This is a genomic window from Pseudotamlana agarivorans, from assembly GCF_001642835.1.
In the GTDB taxonomy this organism is placed as follows: domain Bacteria; phylum Bacteroidota; class Bacteroidia; order Flavobacteriales; family Flavobacteriaceae; genus Pseudotamlana; species Pseudotamlana agarivorans.
In genome coordinates, this window is sequence record NZ_LXEI01000002.1 from 446,742 (window position 1) to 467,448 (window position 20,707).

Genomic DNA, 20,707 nt, shown 5'->3' on the forward strand with positions numbered 1-20,707 from the left:
TTGAAGTATTAAACTAAAGTTTAAAGTACTACAATAGCATTTTTTTATTTTATGGAGGTATGGGTTTTGTCTTGTTAATTATTAGTGATAAAATAGAAAGTTGGCATTAGTTATTTTCTAATATTTTTTATAAAATTGCCTTTGATAGAAAAATAAGGATGATTTTAACGACATAAGAGTGTATTTCGTCGATAGAAATTCCTTGCAAATGAACTTATTTTATGTATTTAATCGAAATAATTGGTATTTCGTGGATTTTTTTTTAAATTTGATTAATTATTGATCTAAAAATCATATTTTGGTTCTAACCCCAAATCGTTTAATTATGAGAAAAATTACCCTTACCGTTTTCATGTTCCTATTTGTGGCTGCAAATGTTGTAGCTCAACAAGAAAAAGGAATTATAGGAAAAGACAACTGGCTTAACAATTGGACAGACTTTCAGTCTAATGGTCAAGATAACCATGTAGAGCCTACTCAGATTTTAACAGGAAATATTACAGAAGATAAACGTTTGGTTAAAAGACATGTTTACTTGTTGGTTGGAAGTATCTTCGTAACTAATAATGCTGTCTTAACGATTGAACCAGGAACTGTAATTATTGGTGACTATGCAAGTAAAGCTTCTTTAACAATTGCAAAGGGAGCAAGCATTGTTGCAAACGGATTAGAAACAGATCCAATTATCTTTACTTCAAACCGTCGTGTTAAAAAGTCAGGAGATTGGGGAGGTTTAATTATTCTTGGTGATGCAGCATCTAATAAATTTGGAAATGGTTCGGTTTCATCGTACTATACAAGACTTAACCCTGCAAACTATGCCTTTACAAATTTTGGTGGTGAAAATCCAAATTCTAACTCTGGGTTGTTAAAATATGTGAGAATTGAATATGCTGGGAGTCGTGTTAAAACAGGGTTGAATTATAATGGTTTATTATTAGCAGGAGTAGGAAGGGAAACTGTATTAGAAAACGTTATGGTTAGTAATTCTGGAGGTAACTCAGTAGAAGTATGGGGAGGAAATGTTGCCTTAAATAAATTTGTGTCATATAAGGCTAGTCAAACAGATTATAAATTCAATTATGGTGTTCAAGGTGAGTTAATTAATTCATTAGCTGTAAGATCTCCATATGTTTCAAGTAGTAGTGGAGCAAGAAGTTTGGAAGTTGTGGCTTATAGCGAAAGACAAGAAGTAGATTTTTCAAAACCATCAACATCTGTTAGTGTTCAAAATATCACTGTTTTAAATACGTCTAAAGATTTAAGAGAGGATATTAGAATGGGCTTAGTGCAAGAAGGTGTTTATGTTGGAGAACACGCATCACTTGATATGAATAAAAGTGTGATTTCAGGTTTTAACCCAGCAGTTATTTTTGAAAATAAAATTCAAATTAACCAAGAAAGTTTAGATAAAATAAAATTCACAAATATGTATTTCAATAATTGTAATGGAAACATTTTTGTTGAAAATAATGCAAATAATGAAGATTTAGAAAATTGGTATGGTAATCATGCGTTTTTTAACGTTTATTCTAAAGGGCATGACGCTGAAACTTTTATTGAAATAAACAATCTAAGAAGACCGGATTATAGATTACGTATCAATAAAATTATTGCTTCTAACGATTCTGATTCAAACTAAAAACATCTAATTATTTCTAGATTAAATAGAATTACCTTAGATAATAAGAGTAGATTAAAACAAACTAACTAACCCAAATCGTTCTACACATTTTATCTAAAACTTATAGCTTACATCATATAGTTTGTGTTTACAAACTATATGATGTATAAGTCTTAATTACGTTTTTTCGTAAAAATGACTCGTGAGTTTTATGTCTTTTTTGTGTGAAAACCTCAAATGAAAAATTTCACGCTAGTACATATTGTTGCTTTTTTCCTTTTTATTTTTTCGAATTTAGTGCAAGGACAAGTAGTTATAACTAAGCCTAATTTGCTTGGTTTTAATCAAGCTTGTGCTAGTGATGGGTTTAATGAATATAATGTTTCTTTTTCTTTTTCACCAGAAACAGCGCTTGGGTCATCTAATCAATTTATATTAGAACTTTCTGATGCCGATGGTAGTTTTGCAAATAGTGAAGTGGTTTATACATCGACTGCTGGAGCTATTGTTTCATCACCAGCAACAATAACCTTTGCTATACCTAAAACGGTATCGGGTGAATCTTATAAGGTTCGAGTTAAAAGTACCCAGCCAGCAGCAATAAGCTCGGGCTCTAATGCGTTTCCTGCGTATTATAAACTTCAAGATAGTCCGTTTACAATTAATAATTTAGTACCAACGGCTAATTTTTGTTCTGGTGGAAGCTATCTTTTAACGATTGACAATCCTGGTGATGAAAACAATGATTCCCCACTACAATATCCGTCATTAACTTATAATTGGTATAGAGAAACCAGTGCCACTACTAAAGAATTTGTTGGAAATGGTAGTAGTTTATCGGTTACCACTTCAGGTAAATACTTTGTTGAAACAAATTATGGCACTTGTACCTCAAATTCCTATTCAAACCGTGTTACAGTTAATGAAATATCCACAGGTGTTACAGTTGCTATCAACTCCAGTTTGGGTAACCCTTTCTGTATGAGCGACGGACCAACAACGTTAACCGCTACAGCTGGAGATAGTTATCAATGGAGTAAGGACGGTATGCCTATAGACGGTGCTACCGAGCAAAATTATATTACCAATGAATCAGGTGATTATTCTGTAAATGTAGATTTAGGAAGCTGTACCGCTTCCGCTTCCATTCTTTTAGATAATTCTGGTTTTTCTAGTAGTATTGATGGTGTTATTCCTGATGAAGATAATGTTTTAGAAGAGGGAGAAACTATAACAGTTACGATAACAACAGATGCTTTAAATCCTACTTATACTTGGTATCGTAATGATGCTCAAATTTCTGGAGCAACAAGTAATAGTTTTGATATTGATCAGTTCGGAAGTTATAAAGTAACGGTCTCACAACCTTCTTCTACAGGTAGTTGTGTAGCCTCTACGGAGTACCTGTTTACGGTATCCGGGGGTGATAATTATTTTCCTAATGTTGAAGAAATACCAAATATTGTGAGTCCTAACGGTGATGGTATTAACGATACTTGGATAATTCCTCAAGCATATGTTTCAGGTACTAATACAGAGGTAATTATTATAAGCCCACAAGGCAAAACAGTACTTCAAACCAATGACTATTTAAATAATTGGCCAGAAAATAATATCGATTTTAAAAGTGTTAATCCTGTGTATTATTATATCATTACGACTTCAAATGGAAGCACAAGAAAAGGAACTTTAACAGTAATAAAATAACATGAAAAAGTATCTGCTCCATATTCTGTTATTTTTCTGTTTCATTCAGCAATTTTCTGCACAAGATGATGGCGTTGTAGGCTTAAATATTCCGGTTAGAAATTCTTTAAAATTTAATAGAACCTTTGTTAATCCTACTTTTAGTTTTGTAAGAGAAAGTCATCGTTATATTTCTATAAGTAATAAAAGAGAGTGGGCTCAATTCGATAATGCACCAGAAACATATGTTTTTGGATATTCCGGAAGATTTAGAGAAAGTATAGGAGCTGGATTAAGTTTATTCCAACAAAATTATGGTGCATTAACCACTTTTGGAGGAATGGCCAATTTTGCCTATAATGTTGTTGTAAATCGGTCTGGGAATTTAACTTTTGGAATGAATCTCGGGTTTTATAGAAGTAGTATTAATGATGGAGCAATTATTACAAATACGCCAGACCCTTCACTTGATAATATTCCTTCAAATTCCATTGTAACCATAAACCCTGGAATAAATTATGGAACAGAGTTTTTTGATTTTGGAGTTTCTCTAAACAATATAGTGGCTTACAATTTAACATCGTCATCTATGATAGAGGAAAATCCAGAGCAAGGTATTCAAGTTCATGGTATGTATACAGGCTATATGAATACGCGTGGATTTTTTGAGGATAGTAGATTTTCAGCCTTGGTTCGTTCAGAATTTAAAACGGATCAAACGGTGTTTTCAGGAATCGTCATGCTTATGGTTCCTAAAGGTTTTTGGGGACAAGCGGGTTACAATTCTTTTTATGGATTTTCAGCAGGTGTTGGTTTAAACATTACATCACAAATAGCTATAGAATATAATTATGAAAAATCTATGGGTGATATTTCTGCTTTAGGAAATTCCCATGATATTACTGTAGCTTATAGATTTAAATCAAAAGATCGTTATGACTATTTTGGTGATGAAGAAGAAGACGGATTATTTATTTCTGAAAGTAAAAATAGAAGTAGCAAAAAGGTAACTCAGAGTCAGACGCCTAAGAATTTACCAAGAAAATCTGATGCCTTAGAAAAGCAGCGTGCGGCTGAAGCAGCGGCAGCAGCAGCAATTGCTGAAGAAAAAAGAGCAGCGGCAGCAGCGGCATTGAACGGAAAAGTAGAAGCAGATCGTTTGGCAGAAAAAGAAGAAGCCGATCGTATAGCGGAAGAAAAACGCTTAAAAGCAGAGGCCTTATTAGCTGAGGAGGAACGATTAAGAAAAGAAGAAGAAGCGCGCTTAGCTGAAGCAGCTAGATCTAAAGCAGAGCAGGAGTCCGCTGCTTTAGCTGAGGCAGAACGTTTAAGAAAAGAGGAAGCGGCGAGAATTGCGGAAGAAAAACGACTTCAAGAAGAACAAGCAGCCCTAGCCTTAGCAGAAACAGAGCGATTAAGACAAGCAGAAGAAGCCCGTTTAGCTGAGGAAGCGAGACTTAAAGAAGAGCAAGAAGCCAACGCTTTAGCTGAGGCAGAACGTTTAAGAAAAGAGGAAGCGGCGAGAATTGCGGAAGAAAAGCGATTACAAGAAGAACAAGCTGCTTTAGCCTTAGCCGAAGCAGAGCGATTAAGAAAAGCGGAAGAAGCCCGTTTAGCGGAGGAAGCAAGAATTAAAGCAGAGCAAGAAGCTGCCGCTTTAGCAGAGGTAGAGCGATTAAGACAAGCAGAGGAAGCTCGATTAGCTGAGGAAGCGAGACTTAAAGCGGAACAAGAGGCTGCAGCTTTAGCCGAGGCAGAACGTTTGAGGAAAGAGCAAGAAGCTTTAGCCTTAACTGAAGCAGAACAATTAAGACAAGCAGAAGAAGCTCGACTAGCAGAAGAAGCCAGACTTAAAGCAGAGCAAGAGGCTGCCGCTATAGCAGAAGCTGCGAGATTGAAAGCTGAGAAAGAGGAAGAACTGAAAGCTATTGTGCCTACCGATGAGGCTACTAAATTAATGAACGACGTAGCAAGGTCGGCTATGGAGTCTAGTAAGGAACAAAAAGAACTTATTGAAAAATTACAAGAAAAAGTAGCGCTTAAACAAAAAGATCTTGACGATTTAATTGAAGAAAATAACTTAAGTGAACAAGGTATTGTAATGGCTCCTAAAGCATTTAGAAGTATTTCTGCTGAAAACAGAGAGTTAGAAGCCTTGAAAGTGGAAATAGATAATGTTGTTGCCGCTCAAAATAATAAAATTAGAAGACTAGATAGAATTTATAAAGAGCGTCTTGAAAATGTTCCAGATGTTAATGATGCAACTAATAAATACTATAAAAGGCGAATTGAAGAGTTAAAGGCTGAACAAGTTGAAGTTTTCCAAATTAGAGAAGGGTCTATCTTTAAAATAGAAGAATTAAAAGAAGAAATAAAAGAAGAGCGTAAACGTCGTATTAAACGTGCCCTTTACGATAATGATCAAGAACGTTATGAAAAAGATAGGGCTGCTCTTAATGTTATCAGGCAAAATACACCAGTGAGTTCTACGCCTTTAACCGCTGAAGATTTTGATTATGGTGAAGAGTTAAGTAATATCCAAATCTTAAAAGGTATTAATAATGTAGAAGAGGGCTATTACCTTGTTGTAGCAGTACTTTCAGATGTTAGTAAACGAGATGAATTCCTTAGAAAAGCTGTTGCAGCAGGACAAAAGGATATTAATTTCTTCTTCGATGTAAATACAAGTAAATATTATATTTACTACGAAAATTATGACGGACTTTCTAGTGCTCAAAGAGCTCTTGAGAAAAAGGGTGATAAGCCATTCAACGGCAAAATGTCGCTTGTTAAAATTGAAAAGTAAAATTTAATATTTTGTAATAAGGAAAAACATCGGTCTATTAATTAGGCTGATGTTTTTGTTTATAAGTAGTATTCTACCAGTCAAAATTTATTATAATAATTGATGAAATTTCAGTCAACACCTAGATTGTAATCCTTTTACTACTTGTGAGTCTTTCAAATCATATAAAAGGTGTTGTTTCATCGATAAAATGCATAATTTTAATGAACACTATGTTTGTTTTCAAATTATTTTCCGATATTTATAACGTTAAAAAACCAAAAAAATAGTTTAACTGCATGTTTTGAAGTATTGTAATTACTAATAAACTGTAGTTAAGCTCAGTTTATGTTCTGTTTTCTTATGAAATCAAAATATAAACAACCCCAAACTATAACCAACATGAAAAAAATTACTTGCTTGACATTTAGGTCTTTCCTATGTGAAATTTTTACTAAGGCTAGTTTTATAACCCGTAGCATAAAGGGAAAAAAAATTACTTTTCTTTTACTATTTTTCTTAACATTATTTGGTAATAGTGCATATTCACAAATAGCAGTGCCTTTTACTCCTAGGGAATTAGCTCCGGGTGAAACAAGTATTCGTGTAAAAGGAGATGTTGTTTTGATTGGAAATAGTATTATTAAAGGTGTAGGTAGTCAGTATGATTTGCCATACAATGGTAGCCAGAACAACAACAATTTATTTGCAGAATATATTGATATCGATGGAGATTCTTCTACCTTTAGTTCAAGCTCAGCTAATTTGAATATTAATATTGACTGTAAAAAAATTGTTTACGCTGGTTTGTATTGGGCTTCTGCTTACCCTAACGGAGTTGGTGATGGTACTAGTAGTAATGGAGGAAGTGCTTTTGGGGGGACACCACGTGAAGATGATTGGAATCAAATTAAATTTAAATTACCCACTGGAGGTTACATTCCTTTAACAGCAACTGGTAGTGAAATTATTCTTGATGGTTTAAACGCAAACTATCAAAATGGTTCTTCAGGTCCCGTAAAGGATGGCCCCATTGTTTGTTATAAAGATGTTACAAGTTTATTGCAAGGATTAAATGAGGCTGATGGTACATATACCGTTGCAGATTTAAGAGCTACTCAAGGTAGAAGAGATGGAGGATGTGCTGGTGGATGGTCTTTGGTTGTTATTTATGAAAGTCCAGATTTACCAAGTAAGTTTATTTCAACTTTTGATGGTTATGCTGTAGTACAGAGTTCACAGGCTTCGGTAGATATTCCTGTTTCTGGCTTTCAAACGCTTCCTAGCCCTCTAAAGGTAAATGCAAGGATGGGGGTAGCTGCTTTAGAAGGAGACTTAGGATTAGGTGGTGATACCTATCAGTTTAGGGCAAATTCTGTTTCAAATTTCACTAGGCTTCAAGACGCACTTAATGATGATGATAATTTTTTCAATTCTCGAATAACATATGATGGTAATTATATGACTAATAGAAATCCTAGTAGTGAAAACTCACTAGGGTTTGATATTAAAAATATCATATTGCCCAATCCTAATAATTCAGTACTTCCAAATGATGAAACTGGAGGAACATTAAGATTAACGACTTCAGGTGATGGTATTGGTCCTTTTTTAACAACCTTTGCTGTAGATATTATAGAACCTAAAATTGTTTTAACTAAAGGTGTTCAAGACACCTCAGGTAATCCTATAGGTGGGGCGTTAGTTGATCTTGGTGACCGATTAAATTATGTGATTAGTATTGAGAATATAGGGAATGATGATGCTGAAAACTTAATTATTAGAGATATTCTTCCTATAAATGTTGATTTTAGTAATGATCCAAGTAATTTTACATTATCTCCTGGGGTTACAGTACAAAGTTATGATGCGAGTACTAGAGAGTTAATTTTTGCTGTTGATAAAGAAAGAGTTAAACATGGAGAAGGCGTGGTTTCAACCATACGTTTTGGTGTAAATGTTGTAAGCTCTTGTAATGAATTAAGTGATGCTTGTTCTAATATTATTCAAAATCAGGCATTTGCAACCTATAATGGAGTGTCAAACTCGAGTTATACTATTTCAGATGAACCAAGTTATGCAAACGATGGTTCTAATGTTTGTTTACTTGCTCCTCAGGCGATTAACTTTTTAGCTGATGTTACTCACTGTACTTATGAAGAAGACGTAACACTTTGTGGTGATACTGTTGATATTACCGCCCCAGGTGGTTATGATTCATACATTTGGTCTACCGATCCTAATAATTTTGACCCTTCAAATAATTTAGGTACAACTCAAACTATTGAAGTTAGAGCTATTGGTACTTACTATGTTAAAAACAACGCCATTGCACCATGTCAATCTACCATTAAAGAGTTTAATGTGACTAGTTTTGGTGGTACTACAGTAAACCCAGTACTTTCTTCTGCAGATGAAGTGGTAACTTGTGGAAATGATGGTAAGGAGTTGCCATTATTTTTCTTATGTGGGGTTAATGATGTAAGGGCTTTACAGGTACCAGGTTCGGCAGGAGCGACAGAAATTGTTTGGGAAAAGTTAGACGAAACTAGTTGTAATGCTATTACTGTTGATAATTGTGCTAATGAAGATCCGGGATGTACCTGGGTAGAAATTCAAACAGGTAGCAATTTCGATTTATCACAGGCTGGAGAGTACCGTATTACTATTAATTATGCAGGAGGTTGTTTTAATAGGTTTTATTTCAATGTTTATAGTAATTTATTAAATCCCCATATAGATAAAGAGGATATTATTTGCAATACCTTAGGAAAAATAACTATTAATAATTTACCAACTGGTTATTTATACAGTTTAAACGGAGTTGATTACCAAACAACAAATTCATTTGATATTGCAACTGGTGGTTTATACACGGTTTATATTAAACAAGATGGAGTAGATACGAATCCGTGTATTTTTACATACGACGTGCAAATTATTGATTACACACCTGTTTTAGGTTTGGATAATATTGAGCACCCACAGTGTAATGGCGATAAAGGAGCTATTAATATTGTTGTAAATGATGGAAGAGGACAATATAAATTCAGCATTTCACAAGGAGGAACTTTAGTTAGTAGTTCTCCAGATATAGATAATGCTTTTTATAAGTTTGATAACTTAAACCCTGGAATTTATGATGTACTTGTAACAACTGAGGATGGTTGTTCTTTAACAGGGCAGGTTGAAATAATAGAACCAGAAGAAATACAAGTAGTCACTTCAATGAAACCACTAACATGTGCAGATGGCGAAGTGACTTTAGGGGTAACTGGAGGGACAGCTCCTTATTACGTTTACGTTAATGGTGCTACAGATTTCAAACAAGTTGACGCTACAAATACAATTGTATTTGCAATTGATACGGCTGGAAACTACGACTATACTGTTGTAGATGCCAATAGCTGTTCTACGGATGTAACTGTATATGTAGATCAAATAGCACCTCCAGAATTCACTGTATCTGGAGCAGATGTGAGCTGCTACGGTGCTGTTTCTGCTCAAATAGATTTTAATGTTACTAATGCAAATGGTTATACTATTCAATATAGTATAGATAATGGTACAACATATAACACTAATCCAACCTTCTCTAATTTAAATACAGGTACCTATGCTACCATGATTAGGTACACATTAAATGGTGTAGAATGTTTTAGTACGCCTGAAAATGTAGTCATTGACGGCCCAGATGATGCCTTAACTGCTTCTGCAGGAGTATCAAAATTAGCAGGTTGTGGAGCAAATGGAGAAGGAACAGTTCGTATTACAAACCCTCAAGGTGGTGTGCCTCCTTATGAGTATAGTTTTGATAATCAGTCGACTTGGGTAACTTCTAATGAAGCAGAAGTACTCCCTGGTACCTATACATTATATATAAGGGATAGTCAAGGTTGTGTTTTTGCCATGCCGGGTATCATTTTAGATCCAGAACCAACGCCGCCAACCATTGATGACAATATAGATCCAGTTTATAATTGTGATGGTACAGCAAATGCAACGGTTAATGTAACAAATACCGGAGGGGCTAATTTTGAATACACCTACTTATTAAATGGTGTTGAAAATACAAACACCGCCGATCCAACAACCTTCCTTAATGTGCCGCAGGGTTCACATACGATTAGTGTAACCTACAAATTAGTTGATGTCCCAACGTATAGTAATTTACTTTTAGAAACCTTTGGATCTGGTGAAGACACTGAGTCACCGGGAATTAATACAGCATATTATTGTTGGGAAGATCAAGTATATCCATATTGTAAAGGGCAACAAAATATTCAAGATGGAGATTACACGGTAACGGCTCATATCGAATCACCTTACGGGGATTGGAGTCAACCAGGGGATCATACTTCAAATAATACAGATCCAAAAGGACGTGCTTTGGTAGTTAATATTGGAGATCAATTGCCAGAGAACGATGTATTATATAAAAAAACCATTAATGATATTATTCCAAATCAACCTATAAATTTTGAGCTCTTTGTATATAATTTAATGCAAAGTCATACTACCAAGTTTGATCCTAATTTAACCATAGCTTTAGTTGATGGTTCAGGTAATGAAATTTCATCCTTTGCTACTGGTAATGTTCCTAAAACCGAACAATGGGAAAATTATCCAAAGACTCCTATAACCTTAAATCCTGGGAATAACACAACCTTAGAATTTTTAGTACGTTCTACAGTAAGGCAAACTAATGGTAACGATGTAGCGATAGATGACATTAGAGTATATCAATTACCAGAGAGCTGTATTGATCAAGTAGATTTCCCTATTGAAATTGAGGCAGAAAGAGCTTTTACAGCAGAAGTTGTTAGTACATCCAATGTGAATTGTTTTGGTGCTGATGATGGAGAAATTCAAATAGCAGCATCTAACTTCGATGCCACAAATGGCTATCAATATTCGATTGATGGTGGAAGTACTTGGGTAACTCAAACAACTTCACCATACACGATTACTGGTCTAAGTGGAGGAAATTATGATGTTCAAATTCGCTACGATGCTACATCTACAGGTTGTGAAGTAAGTATTCCAGAGGTTATTGGAGCGCCTTCAGAAATTGTATTAACCATAGATGCTACTGATATTACATGTTTAAGTAATTCAACCATTTCGGCTTCAGCCACAGGAGGAACAGCGCCATATAGCTATGAATTATATGACAGTACCGGAAGTACTTTAATAGATACTTTCCCTACAAGCGGCTTGCTAAATGATGTTGCTGCAGGCGACTATATTGTGCGCCTTATGGATGCCAATAATTGTACAACAGATTCTGCTTTAGTTAGCATCACGTCAACGGATGCGCCAACGGCAGATATTGAAATTACAAAGCCGTGTTTGGATACCAGCGGTGCAACTATATTGGTAACTACAACCGGAGGACAAAGCCCATTCCAGTATAAAATTAATTCAGAGCCGTATCAAGGAAATGAAGAATTTACTGATTTAACAGCTGGTGATTACACGATAACAGTTCGTGATTCTAACGGATGTGAGGTTGTTTTACCTACTCAAACAATTGCTGAAACAGTAGATGTTAATATTACCTTAGATAAGGTTATTGATTGTTCACCATCTCCAGAAGCAAGTATTACTGTAAATATAACAGAGGGTTATCCTCCTTATGAATATGAAGTTTCAGAAGATAACGGGACAACGTACTCACCTCCTGTATCAACAGGAAGTACTTTTGTACATACAACCAACCAACAAGGAACTTATTTATTTAGAGTTACAGATTCAGAAGGTTGTGAAGCTTTGTCTAACATCATTAATATCAATGCCCCAACCAGTCCAACGGCATCAACTATCGATGTAAACCCTAGTTGTAATGGAGAAACCGATGGTTCTGTTGAAATTGTGGTATCAGGAGGCCAAGCACCATTTGAATACAGTTTTGATGGTAGTGCCTTTGCCACAGATGTTACAACTTATTCAAATTTAGCAGATGGCACATATAACTATACCGTTAAAGATGCTTTAGAATGTGAAGTTTCTGGAACAGTGACGCTATCATCACCTTCAACTTTAATAGCTTCTGCTTCGGCAACCAATTTAACTTGTGATACTTCTAATGTTGAACAAGCTGCAGTTGTTACAATAGATGAACCAACTACGGGTACATCACCATATCAATATAGTTTTGATGGTACGAATTTTAGTAGCACGCGCACATTAAATGTTAATGATAACGGTTCGGTACAAACGGTAAATTATTTTGTTCAAGATGCTAATGGTTGTACTGCAAATGGGTCATTAACTATCGATCCATTAAATTCGCCAACCGATTTAGATTTTGCTTCAAGTGCCGTAACATGTAACGCACCAGCGACTGGAGTTACCGTAACTTCAACAGGTGGCGTAGGGACATTAACTTATGAAATTACCGATCCAGCTTCAGCAGTTACTTCAAATAACGATGGAATCTTCACAGGGTTAACTGCAGGAACCTATGTATTTAAGGTAACTGATGTTAATGGTTGCTCATATATAGAATCTTATACAATTGGAGCTGTAACTCCTATTGCCCTTATTACAAGAAAACAAAGTGACGTTTTATGTCAAGGTGAGGACACTGGAGCTATTCAATTAGAGGTTTCTGGTTTTTCAAATACATATAGGTATTCGTATACAGGTAATAGTGTTGTTGTTGTAACCGGGGAATCTAGTTCTACTGTGTCTCTAGACAATTTGGAAGCAGGTACTTATAATATTTATGTAGAAGATGAAACTACTGGTTGTACAAGTAATGCGTCGGTGACTATTACAGAACCTGCAGCATTAAGTTTAACTGCTAGCGGTACAAATACTTACTGTTCAAATGATGAGTCTCAAATTACAATAGTTGCAGCAGATGGTACACCAAATTATAAATATGCTGCAGTAATTTCTGGAGCACCAGCACCAGCACCAACAATGTTCGGGGCTAGTAATGTGGTTACTGTAGACACCAATTTGGGAGCCGATTTAGTTTGGGATGTGTATGTACAAGATGCAAACGATTGTATCGCAATGACTACAGTATCGCTTACTGCTGATGCTACTCCAACGGTAAGTGTAACCACCTCCGATTTATGTGCAGGCCCACCTTATACATTAACAGCAACAGGAACTGGTTCTGGAACTTTAGAATATAGTATTAATGGAGGAGCTTCATACCAAACAAGTAACGTATTTACAATAAATACTTCAGGAACTTACACGATAACTCTAAAAGACGGTAATGGATGTACTGTTGACAGTGCAGCGACTGTTATTTATGATCAGTTAACAGCAAGCGCTATTTTAACTAAAGATATTACTTGCGAATTAGGTAATGAGGATGCAACAATCGATCTTTCAATTACTGGAGGAAGTAACAGCTATACCTATGAAATTTCTATAAACGGAGGAGTATTTTCAAACTTAATACCTGTTCCTTCTCCTACTTTTTCAACGAGCTCAGCAGGAACCTATCAATTTCAAATTACTGATGCGAATTCAGGCTGTGTCGTAAAAACTGAAGTAATCACAGTTACAGACCCAATACCTCCTGTAATTGACGACGTTAGGGAAACACAATCTATTTTATGTGCAAGTGATGAAACAGCTGCAATTGAGATTGATTATGATAATACAGTAGGTTTTGCACCCTTTGTTATTAATGTTACAAACACAACAACCGGAACAGATTATGGGACGCAAACTTCAGGTTTAGGAGCAGGTGATTATGTTGTTACAATTACTGATGCAAAAGGATGTACCGATACAAAAACTATTACAATTGGTGAGCCTAATCCAATTATTGTTAATCATCATGCATTGCCTATCACGTGTGACACGACTGGAGGACCAGGAGCAGGGGTGACAAAGGGTTCTGTTATTGTTGATAGTGTAAATGGTGGAATAGGACCTTACAATTATTTTGTTACTGGAACAAACGGTTATGCAGCGCAAGAATTGAATAATGCAGGAACAACTTCAACTACTTTTGATGTTGTAGATTTTGGTTTGTATCAAATAAATGTTGTTGACTCAAATGGTTGTTCTGTATTAATTCAGGATGTCTTAGTAGCGTCACCACCTAATGACTTAGAAATAAGTGTAATATCACCTCCAGCAGATTGTTCTACTGGCGGATCTGCAGAAGTTAAAATAGGCTCTCCTTTAGTAGGTTCCGGACCATTTTATTTTGCTATATACACTGGTTCAGGTATGACTTGGGATGGAATAGTTGGAGGATCTACAACTTGGCACTTGGGTGCTGGTAGTCCAGAATCAACAACATTCATTGATTTAATTCCCGGAGCGACGTATACTTTTATTGTTTTTGATGAATTAACAGGTTGTTATTATTACGAAACTGCAGACACAGCAATACCTACAAACTCAAGTTTAACGGTAAATAATTTAGTTGAAAATAATATTACTTGTAAAGGAAGTGCAGATGGAACTGTTAGTTTTGATATAACTAGTACATATTCAACACCAACAAGTGTAAATTATGAGATATTAGACTCGCAAAGTTTAGCCACTACAGGTATAACTGGGCCAGGAACGGTTCCTGCAAACGGAACTTTATCTGTTACAGATTTAGGTTTATTAGATTTCGGTAATTACGTTATTGTTGTTGAAGAGGCAGCAGGATCTACCAACGAAGGTTGTAGCATTGTTTCTGTTCCATTTAACATCACAGAATCGGCAATTGATTTAAGCGTTACGGCTTCCGATACAAGAAACCAAAACTGTAACGAACTAGGTGTTATTTCAGCCATAGCAAGAGATGGAACTGCACCTTATGAATATCAATTGTTACCAGATTCAGCTCCAGCACCAGATGCAACAACAGGAACATGGGTAACAGGAAATACATTTACAGCTTCAGCAGGAGATTATATTGTTTACGCTAAAGATGCTTATGGATGTATTAAACCATCGGCAGTTGTAAATTTAATAGAAGATCCACTTCCAACTATAGCGCCTTTAGCTCAGCAATGTTTTGATGGTTCAACGCCGCTTAGTATTACTTTAGCTGAAAGTTCGGGTACTGCTATAGCACCATTAACTTTTAGTATTGGTAAAGGAGGTATGGCTGGGGCTTACTCAACAAACCCTAATTTTACAATCACAGAAGCAGGAACCTATGATTTCTTCATTAAAGATGGGAATGGTTGTATCGCAACAACAACATACGTGGTAAACCCAGTAGTATTATTGGATGCGACTATCACTAAAGAGATTGATTGTACAGGAACTCCGAATGCTGAAATTACATTAACAGCTACAGGCGGTGACACTTCTAGTGCTTATGTATATGAAGTAAGTACGAACGGTGGTATGAGTTATGTGCTTGCAAGCAACCCATACTCGGCAGTGGCAGGCTCTTATATTTTTAGAGTTTCAGATGCGCAAACACCAGTTTGTCAGGCCGTGTCGCAAACAGTTGTTGTAGATGCCGCAGTTGTGCCAACTCTAACAGAAACCCATACCGATGTAAGTTGTAACGGAGGGTCTGATGGCAGTATTATAGTTACAGCAACAGCAGGAGTAGCACCATTTGAATATAGTATTGATAATGGAGCAACGTACCAAGCTTCAAATGTATTTGATGGTTTATCGGCAGCAACTTATCAAGTAGTTATAAAAGACGCTAAGGATTGTGATTCTGCTCTAGAAACGGTAATTATTGATGAGCCTTTAGAAGTGGATGGCACTATCGCCGTAACTACCACACTTTCTTGTGGCACAGGTAATGTAACTCAAGGTGCAGTGGTTACTATTACACCAACAACAGGAACAGGAACACCACCATATACCTTTAGTTTTGATGGTGTGAACTACACTACAACCAATACTTACACAACGAATATTGCAGGAACTGTACAAGGTTGGATTAAGGATGCGAATGGTTGTGAGTTACCTATACCAATTTCAGTTGATGTAGCTCCAATTACACCGCCAACCGATTTAGATTTTGTAGCAACTACTGTTACATGTAACACAGGAGAATTAACTTCAAATGTTACATTAACACCAAATACTGGTGCTATTGCACCGTTCGATTATAACATTGTTTACCCAACAGCTGTTGCTGGTGGGGTGGGTGTACCAGCGGATTATACGTTTACAGGATTAGCTCCAGATACTTATACATTTGAAGTTATAGATGCTAATGGTTGTAATTACACCGAATCGTTTACGGTTGAACCAGCTGTTAATATTTCTGTAGCTGGTACCGTAGATAATGATGTGTCTTGTTTTGGAATTCCTAATGGTAAAGCAACATTTACAGCAACAAATGTTCAATCAACATTCACTGCAACCTTAATATCAGGAACAGGAACAGTAGGTACGCCTTCAGGAAATACCGTCGAAGTTACTGATTTAGCTGCAGGTACATACACGCTTCAAATTACAGATGATGTTACAGGATGTACGGCAACTGCTGATGTTACTATCACGCAACCTACAGCAGCTTTAAATTTAACAGCTTCATCAACTGAAGTACATTGTAATAATTATAGCTCACAAATTACAGTAACCGCATCTGGTGGGACACCAAGTTACAGCTATGCGGCTGTTATTAGTGGTTATCCAGCCCCAGCAGCTGCTGACTACGTATTAAATGGTGATGTGATTACTGTAAACACTAACAATGGAGCAAACCTTGTTTGGGATGTTTATGTAAAGGATGCGAATGGGTGTACTGAAATGACAACGCATACTATTCTAGAAGATGAAGCACCTTCAGTAACGGTAGATCCTAACACTGTTTGTTCTGGAACATCTAACGGATTTGAATTTACAGCAACCAATACAACTGTATCTGGTGTACCTCCATTTGAGTTTTCAATTGGTAACGGATTCCAATCTAGTGCGACATTCACAGGGTTAACGCCTGGAAATTATACGGTTACAATTAAAGATGGAAACGGGTGTACTGCCGATAGTGGTATTATTACTGTTTTCCCAGCCATTGATGCCGGTTTAACTATAGTTGCTCTTCCTACTTGTGGAAGTAGTGATGGAGAAGTTTCAGTTACTGCTTCTGGTGGATCAGGAGATTATGGTTTTGCATTGTTTGATGGATCAGGAACTCCACTTGGTACAGGAACAGTTTCAGGGGCAACAAGTGTTTTTAACGGATTATCTGCTTCAATAGATTACGATGTGGTTGTAACCGATAATATTACAGGTTGTACAAAAACAGTTTTTACAAACTTAGAGGCAGCGACTCCTGTGTCCTTTACACCAACATCAACCGATGTAAGCTGTAACGGTGAAAATGATGGAACTATAACAGTAACTTTAGATGCTAATCAGGATAATCCTATTTATAAATATGAAATCATTGCAGGGCCAGTATTAAAGGCAGAGCAAACCTCTAATGTGTTTTCAGATTTGTTATCTGGGTCCTATAGAGTTCAAGTGACTTCTGAAAGAGGTTGTGTTATGACAGAGGATATTGATGTAAATGAACCAGCAGTCATTGCGGTACCTACACCTACACCAATTCAATATGCATGTGTGTCAAATACCAATACATCTAATTTTGCTTCCATAACAATTGATGAAGCAGCAATTACAGGTGGTTCTGGTAACTATGCGATTTATGAGTTTGTTAGAAACAGTACGGTGGTACAACGTTCAAGTAATAATGTTTATACCGAAACAGATTTATTAGGAGGAACCTATGATATTAATGTATATGATGATAAAGGTTGTATTGGTTCAACTTCAACCACAATTAATCCTTTTATTTCTATAGAAGATTTAACAATTACTGTTAATGATGCGATCACGTGTACCTCACTAGAAGAAATTCAGGTTGCTGTTACAGCTACAGGAGGAACGCCTAATTTAGAATATACGGTAGTGCAGGTTGAAGCAGATGGCACAACAACTTCAGGGGGTTATTCATCTACTAACTCTACCGGGCTGTTTACAGGATTAGATATTGCAAACTACTTAGTGACTGTTGAAAATATAGACACTAATTGTTTCTTAAGAAAGTTCCACTATGTGAGTGATCCAAATACATTCGACTTAACTATTGATAATGTGGTTGATTTGACTTGCTTCGGAGGAAATGACGGTGCCGTTAATGTAACCTTCATCGATCGTGTGCCTACACCAACTGATGAAGCGGGAGCATTTACTTACAGTATTGTTGATGCTTTAGGAAATCCTGTGTCTACGGGTAATGTGGCGAGCGCTGGCCCTGAAACACTTTCAGGATTGGAAGCTGGAACATATACTATTACAGCTACTTTAACTAACCGACCAGAATGTGAAGTAAGTAAAGCCTTCACGATTACAGGCCCTACAGCTGCATTGACAGCATTAGAAACACATACAGAAATTACATGTGATTTAGCAAATGGTACCATTTCTGCTAGTGCGACTGGTGGTTGGCCAGGTGGTTACGAATATCAGTTAGAAAAAGTAGGTGGTACAGCAACGGCCTTTGGTTCTACATTTAACTTTACTGGCTTAGATGCAGGTGATTATAATGTAAACGTTAGAGATTCTAGTGGCTGTATAGCTACAACTCTAGTAACGCTTGTTGATCCTACGCTAATTACTATTACAGCAGTATTCGATCCAGCTTCAGCACTACTATGTTACGGTGATGCTACAGGAGTTATTAATGTATCGGCAACTGATGGACAAGGTTCAAATTATACTTATGTATTGAATAGAGTGGGACCTACAGTGAGTCAAACTGGTCCGCAAACAGGAACAAGTTTTACTGGTTTAACTGCTGGAACATACAATGTAACGGTTACAGATGGTTGGAATTGTACGGCGACTTCAGCTGATATTACTATTACTCAGCCAACAACAATTCAAAGTAATTTAGTGATTACCAATACTCAAACATGTGCGCCTAATTCAACCACGCTTACTTTATCAGCAACTGGAGGTACAGCACCTTATGTTTATAGTGCAGACGCTAGCTTTACAAATGTAACTCCGTTTCCTACAGGTTCTACATCAGTAGATATTCAAGTGGATCCAGGAACTTATCAGTACTATATTAGAGATGTGAATGGTTGTGCAACTGGACTTTCTAATGAAGTGAAGGTTGATCCGTTAGTACCGTTAACAGTATCTATTGATGCGACTAATGCCGACATTAACTGTTATGGAGATAACACAGGAGTTATTGTTGCTAAAGCGCAAGGTGGTTTAGGTAACTATACTTATACTTTACAAGATACTTCAGGAACCGATATCACACCTGTAGTTCAAAATAGTCCTGGTGTATTTACCGAACTTGTTGCAGGTGATTATCAAGTATATGTTACTAGTGGTGTAGACTGTGAGGTAACTTCAGTACCAGTTACTATTAGTGAGCCTAGTGCACCGTTAACTGCGCCATTTGTAATATCTGATGTCGCTTGTGCTGGTGGTAACGATGGAAGTATTGAAGTAATGGGTACAGGTGGAACGGGAGTCATTAAATATGCGATTTCACCACAGTTAAATCAATTCTTTGATTCAGGTCTGTTTGAGGATTTAGCTGAAGGAGTTTATCAAGTAGTAGTTCAAGATGAAGCTGGTTGTTTTGAAGTTATTGACTTTACCATTGGCGAACCTACTCCAGTTATTCTTACTGAAATTCCAACGTCTATAATTCCTGAAGTTTGTGCAGGAGATTTAAATGGAACTTTTAGTGTTAATATTACAGGAGGTACAGCTCCATATAGTGTAACCTTAGATGATATTAATGGAAACTATGTGACTGGAACTTTAACGCAAACACAATTTGATTTTACTGGACTTGCAGGAGGTAACCACACGGTTTATGTGGTAGATGCTCAAGGCTGTGATTCGGAATGGGAGATTGATTTCCCTGAGTCTGTGAACTTAAATCCTACAGTAGTAGTTGAATACGATTGTTTAAATAATACGTCTACAAACCGCGTGATCGTTACAGTAGATGATAGTGTGCAAGATTTAAGTTTAGTGGAATACTCACTTAATGGCGGACCTTATCAAGCTAGTAATATTTTTATTGATGTTCCTGGTGGTTTCGATCAATATGTGGATGTTAGACATGCGAATGGTTGTATTAAACAAACTAGATTGTTTGATGTTGATCACGTAACGCAGTTGGAAGTGCTTCTAGAAGAAGGTGATTTAAATCAAATTGTTGCTGTCGCAACTGGAGGTGTGGCTCCTTATGAATACTCATTAAACGGAGGCCCTTTTAGTAGCACCGATAAATTCTTAATCTACGAGTCTGGTGATTATACCGTTACTGTTCGTGATTTCTACGGTTGTGAGGCCTCAGGAACCGGTTATTTCGAATTTATTGATGTATGTATACCAAATTATTTCACACCAAACGGTGATGGTAATTTTGACGGATGGGGTCCTGGATGTGCAACGCAATACAAAGACTTAACTGTTCAAGTATTCGATCGATATGGTCGTAAGCTAGCCGATTTAAGAGTTAATGAGAAATGGGATGGTACATACGAAGGTAAAGAGTTGCCTTCTGGAGATTACTGGTATGTTATCAACCTTAATGATCCTAATTACGATAGAGATTACGTAGGACACTTTACGCTTTATAGGTAGAATATTTAGAAGCACTAACCGCTGAAATT

General features: G+C 36.5%; 4 protein-coding genes. All 4 read left to right on the plus strand.

Features of this window, described 5'->3' with window-relative positions:
* The first annotated feature begins 325 nt into the window (after positions 1-325).
* The 4 genes from A6I66_RS05255 (at position 326) to A6I66_RS05270 (ending at position 20,678) form a co-directional block, all read left to right on the plus strand.
* Positions 326-1,642, plus strand: coding sequence for a hypothetical protein (locus A6I66_RS05255; protein WP_067146331.1), 1,317 nt, complete (start codon positions 326-328; stop codon positions 1,640-1,642).
* Positions 1,643-1,861: 219 nt separating this feature from the next.
* Complete coding sequence (locus A6I66_RS05260; RefSeq protein ID WP_067146333.1) at positions 1,862-3,331, plus strand: T9SS type B sorting domain-containing protein; 1,470 nt, start codon at positions 1,862-1,864, stop codon at positions 3,329-3,331.
* A gap of 1 nt (position 3,332) precedes the next feature.
* Positions 3,333-6,116: a PorP/SprF family type IX secretion system membrane protein gene (locus A6I66_RS16435; RefSeq protein WP_084399476.1), complete on the plus strand. Its 2,784-nt coding sequence runs from the start codon at positions 3,333-3,335 to the stop codon at positions 6,114-6,116.
* Positions 6,117-6,497: 381 nt separating this feature from the next.
* Complete coding sequence (locus tag A6I66_RS05270) at positions 6,498-20,678, plus strand: T9SS type B sorting domain-containing protein (protein ID WP_169815707.1); 14,181 nt, start codon at positions 6,498-6,500, stop codon at positions 20,676-20,678.
* Positions 20,679-20,707: the final 29 nt, after the last annotated feature.

Bases quoted from the DNA above. Each gene is read 5' to 3' on its own strand.
- A6I66_RS16435 (WP_084399476.1), top strand. From the start codon at position 3,333: ATGAAAAAGTATCTGCTCCATATTCTGTTATTTTTCTGTTTCATTCAG.
- A6I66_RS05270 (WP_169815707.1), top strand. From the start codon at position 6,498: ATGAAAAAAATTACTTGCTTGACATTTAGGTCTTTCCTATGTGAAATT.
- A6I66_RS05255 (WP_067146331.1), top strand. From the start codon at position 326: ATGAGAAAAATTACCCTTACCGTTTTCATGTTCCTATTTGTGGCTGCA.
- A6I66_RS05260 (WP_067146333.1), top strand. From the start codon at position 1,862: ATGAAAAATTTCACGCTAGTACATATTGTTGCTTTTTTCCTTTTTATT.